Source organism: Rhodococcus sp. BS-15, from assembly GCF_000813105.1.
Lineage (GTDB): Bacteria > Actinomycetota > Actinomycetes > Mycobacteriales > Mycobacteriaceae > Rhodococcoides.
Genome location: NZ_BAOX01000269.1, coordinates 1 through 6,729 on the forward strand (window position 1 = coordinate 1; position 6,729 = coordinate 6,729).

A 6,729-nucleotide genomic window follows, 5' to 3' on the forward strand; every position below is an offset into this window, starting at 1 on the left:
CGGCGGGCAAGTGCTGCGTCGAGCGCCTGCCAGGCGAGGTCGGTGCGCACGTGTAGGCGGTCGAGTCGGTTCGCCGTTCCGTAGGCCCACAGGCCGACCGCGAGGATCAGTACCGCGACCAGCCCGAGTACCAGGATCGTCAGTGCCGAGAGGGTCATCAGTTCGCCGCCCGCACCTTCTGGCCCCCGAGGGTGACGGTTTCGTAGACACGCAGAATCTGCTCGGCGACGACGGGCCAGTCGTAGGTGGCCACGGCCGCCGAGGCGGCGTCGACCAGCCGCGCACGAACGGCGTCGTCGGACAGGATCGAGGTCACTGCAGCGGCGACGGCACCGGAATCGTCGATCGGGACCAGCAACCCGCAGGTGCCGTCCCGCAGCACTCGCCGGAAGGCGTCGAGTTCGCTTGCCACCACGGGTGTTCCGGCGGCCATGGCCTCGACGAGAACGATGCCGAAGCTCTCACCGCCGAGGTTGGGTGCGCAGTAGACGTCGGCGCTGCGCATCGCGGATGCCTTGGTCGCGTCGTCCACCTGCCCCAGGAACGTCAGGTGCGATGCGAGTGCACCGGCGTCCTTGCGTAGCTTGTCCTCGTCGCCACGGCCGACGATGAGGATCTCGATGTCGGGATGGGATTCGACGAGGGTGGGAAGTGCGCCGAGCAGGACGGCCATTCCCTTGCGCGGTTCGTCGAACCGGCCGAGGAACAGCACTGTGCGACCGGTGCGTGGATAGCCTTCCAGCACAGGGGCATCGGCAAATGCGGGCACGTCGACTCCGTTGGGGATCTCGACGGCGTCGGATCCGAGGGCTTCGACCTGCCAGCGCCGGGCGAGTTCGGACACGGCGATCCGGCCGCTGATCTTCTCGTGGTACGGACGCAGCACACCCTGGAAGGTGCTGAGCACCAAGGACTTCGTCGTCGAGGTGTGGAAGGTTGCCACGATCGGGCCGTCCGCTGCTTTGAGCGCCAACATCGACAGGCTGGGCGCGTTGGGTTCGTGGATGTGCAGCACGTCGAAATCGTTGTCGGAGATCCACTTACGGATTCGAGAATAAGTGACCGGTCCGAATCGCAGCCGCGCCACGGATCCGTTGTAGGGAATGGCGAGTGCTTCGCCCGCCGACACCACGAAGTCCGGTAACTCGACGTCGTCGGACGCCGGAGCGAGAACGCTGACGCGATGTCCGCGTTCGATGAACACTTCGGCCAACTGCTGAACGTGTGCTTGCACTCCACCGGGAACATCGAACGAGTACGGGCACACCATGCCGATCTTCACGCGCCCTCGATTCGGGCGCGTCGCTCGGCCGACCAGTCGCTCATCCACAGCGGTTGCAGCATGTGCCAGTCCGCCGGATGGGCTCGGATTCCGGCAGCGAAATGATCGGCCAACGTCTGGGTGGCAGGCCCGACTCCGGCCGAGACGTCCACTGCGGGCGAGATGTCGAATCCCCAGCCGTCGCCGTCGAAATAGCCGTGCACCGGCAGCAGCGTCGCTCCGGTGTCGATCGCAAGTTTCGCGGCGCCCGCGGGCATCCGGGTCGGTTCGCCGAAGAAGGTGACCGGCACTCCGTGCTTGGCGAGGTCTCGCTCGCCGAGCAGGCAGACGACCTTGTTCTGGCGCAGCCTCTCGGACAGTGCGAGCAGGGGAGGCTGCTCACCGCCGCTGAGCGGAAAGATCTCGAAGCCCAGGCTCTCCCGATAGGCGACGAATCGCTGGTACAGAGATTCCGGCTTCAGCCGTTCGGCGACGGTCGAGAGCCCACCGTGCGTGCGCACCAGCCACATTCCGGCCATGTCCCAATTGCCACTGTGCGGCAGCGCCAGCACCACTCCCTTGCCGGCCGCGAGGGCACCTTCGAGATGTTCCTTGCCGTTCACACACCGATCGATGACCGCGGCCTGCGCAGCCAGATCCATCGACGGCAACCGAAACGCCTCGCGCCAATACCGGGCGTAGGAGCGAACACTGTCGCGTATCAGCTCGTCGGGCACCTCGGCGGGAGTGGTCCCCAGGACGCGAGCGAGATTGCGACGCAGCTGATCCGGCCCACCGTTGCGCGTCGACGCGAAGTCGGCCCCGCGATCGAACAGGCGTCGTGCCACTGGCTCGGGCAGAGACCGGACCAGTCGCCAACCGGCCGCGTAGCCCGCGTCGCTCGCTCTGTCGGAGAGATTCACGACGCGGCCACGTCGCCGTCGTCGGATGCCGGTGCCACCGGAGGCACGATGATGTCGCGAGCACCCTCGGATCCACGAACCGCGAGAACACGCTGGAGTACTGTCACGATGCTCAGGGCGGCAAGGATCCACATTGCCGGGTAGATCACGCTGTCCAGCCACGGAATGTCGAAATGCCGTCCGACGCCGGTCGACCCGGCACCGACGAGAACGATGACCAGGCGATCGGGGCGTTCGATCCAACCACCGTCGGCCGAGAGTCCGCTGGCCTCGGCGCGCGCCTTGGCGTAGGAGATCACCTGGGAGGTGACCAGGCAGATCAGGGTGGCCACCAGCAGCGGCTTGTCCTGTTCGGAATACACCGCCCACCAGGCCAATCCGCCGAAGATCGCACCGTCGGCCACTCGATCGCACGTCGCGTCGAGGACCGCACCGTACTTGGTGCCACCGCCTCGAGCGCGCGCCATGGCACCGTCGAGCATGTCGAACAACACGAACAGGGTGATGACGACCGAACCCCACCACAGGTAACCGGCGGGGTACATCGTCACCGCGGCCGTGACGGTGACGACGGTGCCGATGATCGTCACCGAGTTGGGGGTGAGCCCAGTGCTGTTGAGGGCGCGCCCGAGCGGGGCGGTCACCTTCGAGACCGGCGCACGGCCGAAAATGCTCAGCACGGCGCGTGCTCCTCTCGCCTGTGGTTCATTCGTTCCAGGCCGACGCGAGCAGGGCCCGTGTGTCGCGGAGCAACTGCGGCATGACTTTTGCGCCGCTGATCACGGTGATGAAGTTCGCGTCGCCGCCCCATCGGGGCACAATGTGCTGGTGCAGGTGCTCGGCCAGCGACCCGCCCGCGGCAGCGCCGAGGTTGAGTCCGACGTTGAACCCGTGCGGACGCGACACGCGCTTGATGACGCGGATCATCTGCTGCGTGAACGCCATCAACTCGGCGCTCTCCGCGGGCGTGAGATCTTCCAGTGCCGCAACGCGGCGGTACGGCACGATCATCGCGTGGCCGGGGTTGTAGGGGTACAGGTTGAGTACCGCGTACACCGATTCGCCTCGTGCGACGACCAGACCGTCCTCGTCGCTCATCTTGGGAATGTCGGAGAAGGGCTCGTTCGACTTCGCCGAGCCCTGGGGGGCCTCGGCGATGTAGGACATCCGATGCGGAGTCCACAGTCGCTGCAGCCGATCGGGCTCACCGGCCCCGGTGGCGACGATCGACTCGTCCTGTTCCGACATGATCAGCTCACTCCTGCGGGTTCGGTCTGCACGAGCTCGGCGGTCGGTGATGCGTTGTTGCGCTGCGAGATCCAGTCGGTGACGATAGCGATGGCCTGAGCCACGGGGACGCCGTTGACCTGCGTGCCGTCCCGGAATCGGAAGCTCACGGCACCGGCTTCGACGTCGCGTTCGCCGGCGAGGAGCATGAAGGGAACCTTCTGCGCCGTCTGGTTGAAGATCTTCTTCTGCATCCGGTCGTCGCTGGCATCGACCTCGGCGCGCACGCCACGCTTCTTCAGCTCGTTCACCAACGCGAACAGGTGGTCCTGGTACACCTCGGCAACCGGGATTCCGACTACCTGTACCGGTGCGAGCCAGGCCGGGAACGCGCCCGCGTAGTGCTCGGTGAGCACCCCGAAGAAACGCTCGATGGAACCGAACAGCGCGCGGTGAATCATCACCGGTCGCTCCTTGGTTCCACCCGAGCCGGTGTATTCGAGCTCGAAGCGTTCGGGCAGGTTGAAGTCGAGCTGAATGGTCGACATCTGCCAGGTGCGCCCCAGCGCATCCTTGGCCTGCACCGAGATCTTCGGTCCGTAGAACGCAGCCCCACCCGGATCGGGCACCAGGTTCAGGCCCGACGCCGCCGCCACCTCGGCGAGGGTGTTGGTCGCTTCTTCCCAGACCTCGTCGCTACCGACCGACTTCTCCGGGTTGCGAGTGGAGAGTTCGAGGTAGAAGTCGTCGAGGCCGTAGTCCTTGAGCAGCCCGAGAACGAATTCGAGGGTGCTGGTGAGCTCGCCGCGCATCTGTGCGCGGGTGCAGAAGATGTGCGCATCGTCCTGGGTCATACCGCGCACGCGGGTCAGACCGTGGATGACGCCGGACTTCTCGTAGCGGTAGACCGAGCCGAACTCGAACAGACGTAACGGCAGTTCGCGGTACGAGCGGCCGCGGGAACGGAAGATCAGGTTGTGCATCGGGCAGTTCATCGGCTTGAGGTAGTAATCCTGGCCGGGCTTGCGCACGTCGCCGTTCTCGTCGAGTTCGGCGTCCAGGTGCATCGCCGGGAACATGCCGTCCCGATACCAATCGAGGTGACCCGAGACCTCGTACAGATGGCCCTTGGTGATGTGCGGTGTGTTGACGAACTCGTAGCCCTCTTCGATGTGCCGCTGGCGCGAGTAGTTCTCCAGCTCGTTCCGGATCACACCACCCTTCGGATGGAACACCGGAAGACCGGAGCCCAGCTCGTCGGGGAAGCTGAACAGGTCCAGCTCGGACCCGAGCTTGCGGTGATCGCGACGCTCCGCCTCGGCCAGCAGTTCGAGATGCGAATCGAGCGCTTCGGCGGACTCCCATGCCGTTCCGTATATGCGCTGCAGGCCGGCGTTGTCCTGGTTGCCGCGCCAGTACGCAGCCGAACTGCGGGTGAGCTTGAACGCGGGCACGTACTTGGTGGTGGGGATGTGCGGTCCGCGGCACAGATCGCCCCAGATGCGCTCGCCGGTCCGGGGATTGAGGTTGTCGTAGGCGGTCAGCTCTCCCCCACCGACCTCCATGACCTCGGGATCGTCGATGCCGGACTTGTCGTCGATAAGCTCGAGCTTGTACGGCTCGTTCGCCAACTCCTCGCGGGCCTGCTCCACCGACTCGTACACCCGACGCGAGAACCGCTGTCCGGCTTTGACGATCTGCTTCATCTTCTTCTCTAGTGCCGTCAGATCCTCGGGAGTGAACGGCTGCTGCACATCGAAGTCGTAGTAGAAGCCGTCCTTGATGAACGGTCCGATGCCCAGCTTGGCGTCGGGAAAGAGCTCCTGAACGGCCTGCGCCAACACGTGCGCAGCCGAGTGCCTGATGACGCTTCGTCCGTCCTCGGTGTTCGCCGGAACGGGCTCGACCTCGGTGTCGCCCTCCGGTGCCCACGACAGGTCACGGAGCTTGCCGTCGGGATCGCGCACCACGACGACGGCGTCGGGTCCCTTGTTCGGCAGGCCGGTGTCGCGGAGCGCCGTACCTGCCGTCGTTCCTGCCGGCACCATGATGCGGGCGGGCGAAACGGCGGCGACAACGGGCATGCTCACAGCGATGTACTCCTCGATCGATTCTTCTGGCCAGGAAGGCCTCCGACAGCCTATCGGCAACGGTCCACTCGATTGGCCTCAGCGCGACGCGTGAAGTCAGATCGGGCTTTCGAGCCACGTCCAGTCGAGCCCGATCCAGCCCCCGACCAACGCGAACGTGCCCAGCAGCCACAGCGTTGCCAGCACGACGACCGTGGTGAACAGAACGCCGAGGCCCTTGACGAACATCGATTGCGTCGAAAACCACGCCATGAATGCGTCGTATCTCTTGCGGACGAATCGCAGCGCACTCTTGGCCCAGGCGAATTCCGAGGCCAGGATGCCCAGGCCCGCGAAGACGATCAACCAGCCGGGCCCCGGATACGGAATGGCGAGTACACCCAGCACCAACACGACTGTTCCGACGACACCGACCGTGATTCGGTACGCGAGATCGAGAGACTTGTTCTCGGCGATGCGCGCCCGGAAGCGCCGGTGTTTCACCTTGGCTGTGTCCATCGGACCCTGGTCGGCGACGGCCTGGGGCTTCGCTTGTTCGGTGCTCACCGGCTCAGGCTACCGGCCCCGAACGCAAGAAGGCCCACACCGACGGGCGGTGTGGACCTTCTTTTCTGTGGTCCCGGCTGGGATCGAACCAGCGACCTTCCGCGTGTGAAGCGGACGCTCTCCCACTGAGCCACGGGACCGAACGAGGCAAAACATTAACACGAGGTGCCGCGGCGAACCGAATCGCCTGCCCGATCACCGAATACGTCGCCGGACCGGCTCCACTGGGCTGCTCTCGCCTCTGCTTTCACATCTTTCACATGCGTGAATCGTTCGAATTCCGCTGCTGACCACGAGATTTGTGAGTTTCACTCCCGTTGGGTTAATGTTTTCCCCGCACCACGGAGACAGCAACTGCCCAGCAGTGAACGCCTCCGGGGTATGCGGATGTGGCGCAGTGGTAGCGCATCACCTTGCCAAGGTGAGGGTCGCGGGTTCGAATCCCGTCATCCGCTCGAGGGTCTCGACCCATGGTGGAGTGGCCGAGTGGTGAGGCAACGGCCTGCAAAGCCGTGCACACGGGTTCGATTCCCGTCTCCACCTCGCTAGTGCATCGGTTGCAAGACCGATGCGAGGACACGCGCGATTAGCTCAGCGGGAGAGCGCTTCCCTGACACGGAAGAGGTCACTGGTTCAATCCCAGTATCGCGCACCATAGAAATACCAGGTCAGGCCCCCTTTC

At 65.0% G+C, this 6,729-nt stretch carries 6 protein-coding genes, 4 tRNA genes and 1 pseudogene; 3 read left to right on the forward strand and 8 right to left on the reverse strand.

The genetic code is table 11. The annotated features are described in order from the left end of the window. From RHBS_RS31020 to RHBS_RS22200, 8 genes and pseudogenes are all read right to left on the reverse strand, one after another. Positions 1 to 158, reverse strand: a pseudogene (locus RHBS_RS31020) (exopolyphosphatase); the annotation flags it as partial. Continuing rightward, a complete protein-coding gene (locus RHBS_RS22170) occupies positions 158 to 1,282 on the reverse strand; it encodes a glycosyltransferase family 4 protein (RefSeq protein WP_128646440.1) in 1,125 nt (374 codons plus the stop codon). The pseudogene RHBS_RS31020 and the gene RHBS_RS22170, both read right to left, overlap by 1 nt. Next, complete coding sequence (locus RHBS_RS22175; RefSeq protein WP_128646441.1) at positions 1,279 to 2,184, reverse strand: phosphatidylinositol mannoside acyltransferase; 906 nt, start codon at positions 2,182 to 2,184, stop codon at positions 1,279 to 1,281. Before RHBS_RS22175 ends, RHBS_RS22170 begins: the two co-directional genes overlap by 4 nt. Then, the gene (pgsA, locus tag RHBS_RS22180) at positions 2,181 to 2,864 is read right to left on the reverse strand and encodes a phosphatidylinositol phosphate synthase (protein WP_121869987.1); all 684 of its coding nucleotides are present in this window, start codon (positions 2,862 to 2,864) and stop codon (positions 2,181 to 2,183) included. Before pgsA ends, RHBS_RS22175 begins: the two co-directional genes overlap by 4 nt. Positions 2,865 to 2,889: 25 nt before the next feature. Continuing rightward, positions 2,890 to 3,432, reverse strand: a complete 543-nt coding sequence (locus RHBS_RS22185) for an HIT domain-containing protein (protein WP_121869988.1) — start codon at positions 3,430 to 3,432, stop codon at positions 2,890 to 2,892. A 2-nt stretch (positions 3,433 to 3,434) separates the two neighbouring features. Then, positions 3,435 to 5,495 (reverse strand): threonine--tRNA ligase, encoded by a 2,061-nt coding sequence (gene thrS, locus RHBS_RS22190; protein WP_128646442.1) that lies wholly within the window; start codon positions 5,493 to 5,495, stop codon positions 3,435 to 3,437. A gap of 102 nt (positions 5,496 to 5,597) precedes the next feature. Then, a complete protein-coding gene (locus tag RHBS_RS22195) occupies positions 5,598 to 5,999 on the reverse strand; it encodes a TIGR02611 family protein (protein ID WP_128646443.1) in 402 nt (133 codons plus the stop codon). 116 nt (positions 6,000 to 6,115) lie between these two features. Next, positions 6,116 to 6,187: transfer RNA gene (locus tag RHBS_RS22200), tRNA-Val, on the reverse strand. A 243-nt stretch (positions 6,188 to 6,430) separates the two neighbouring features. On the opposite strand from RHBS_RS22200, the gene RHBS_RS22205 reads away from it, so the two are divergent. From RHBS_RS22205 to RHBS_RS22215, 3 genes are all read left to right on the forward strand, one after another. Then, positions 6,431 to 6,502: transfer RNA gene (locus tag RHBS_RS22205), tRNA-Gly, on the forward strand. A 17-nt stretch (positions 6,503 to 6,519) separates the two neighbouring features. Then, positions 6,520 to 6,590: transfer RNA gene (locus RHBS_RS22210), tRNA-Cys, on the forward strand. 37 nt (positions 6,591 to 6,627) lie between these two features. Further along, a tRNA-Val gene (locus RHBS_RS22215) sits at positions 6,628 to 6,702 on the forward strand. The last annotated feature ends 27 nt before the right edge of the window (positions 6,703 to 6,729 follow it).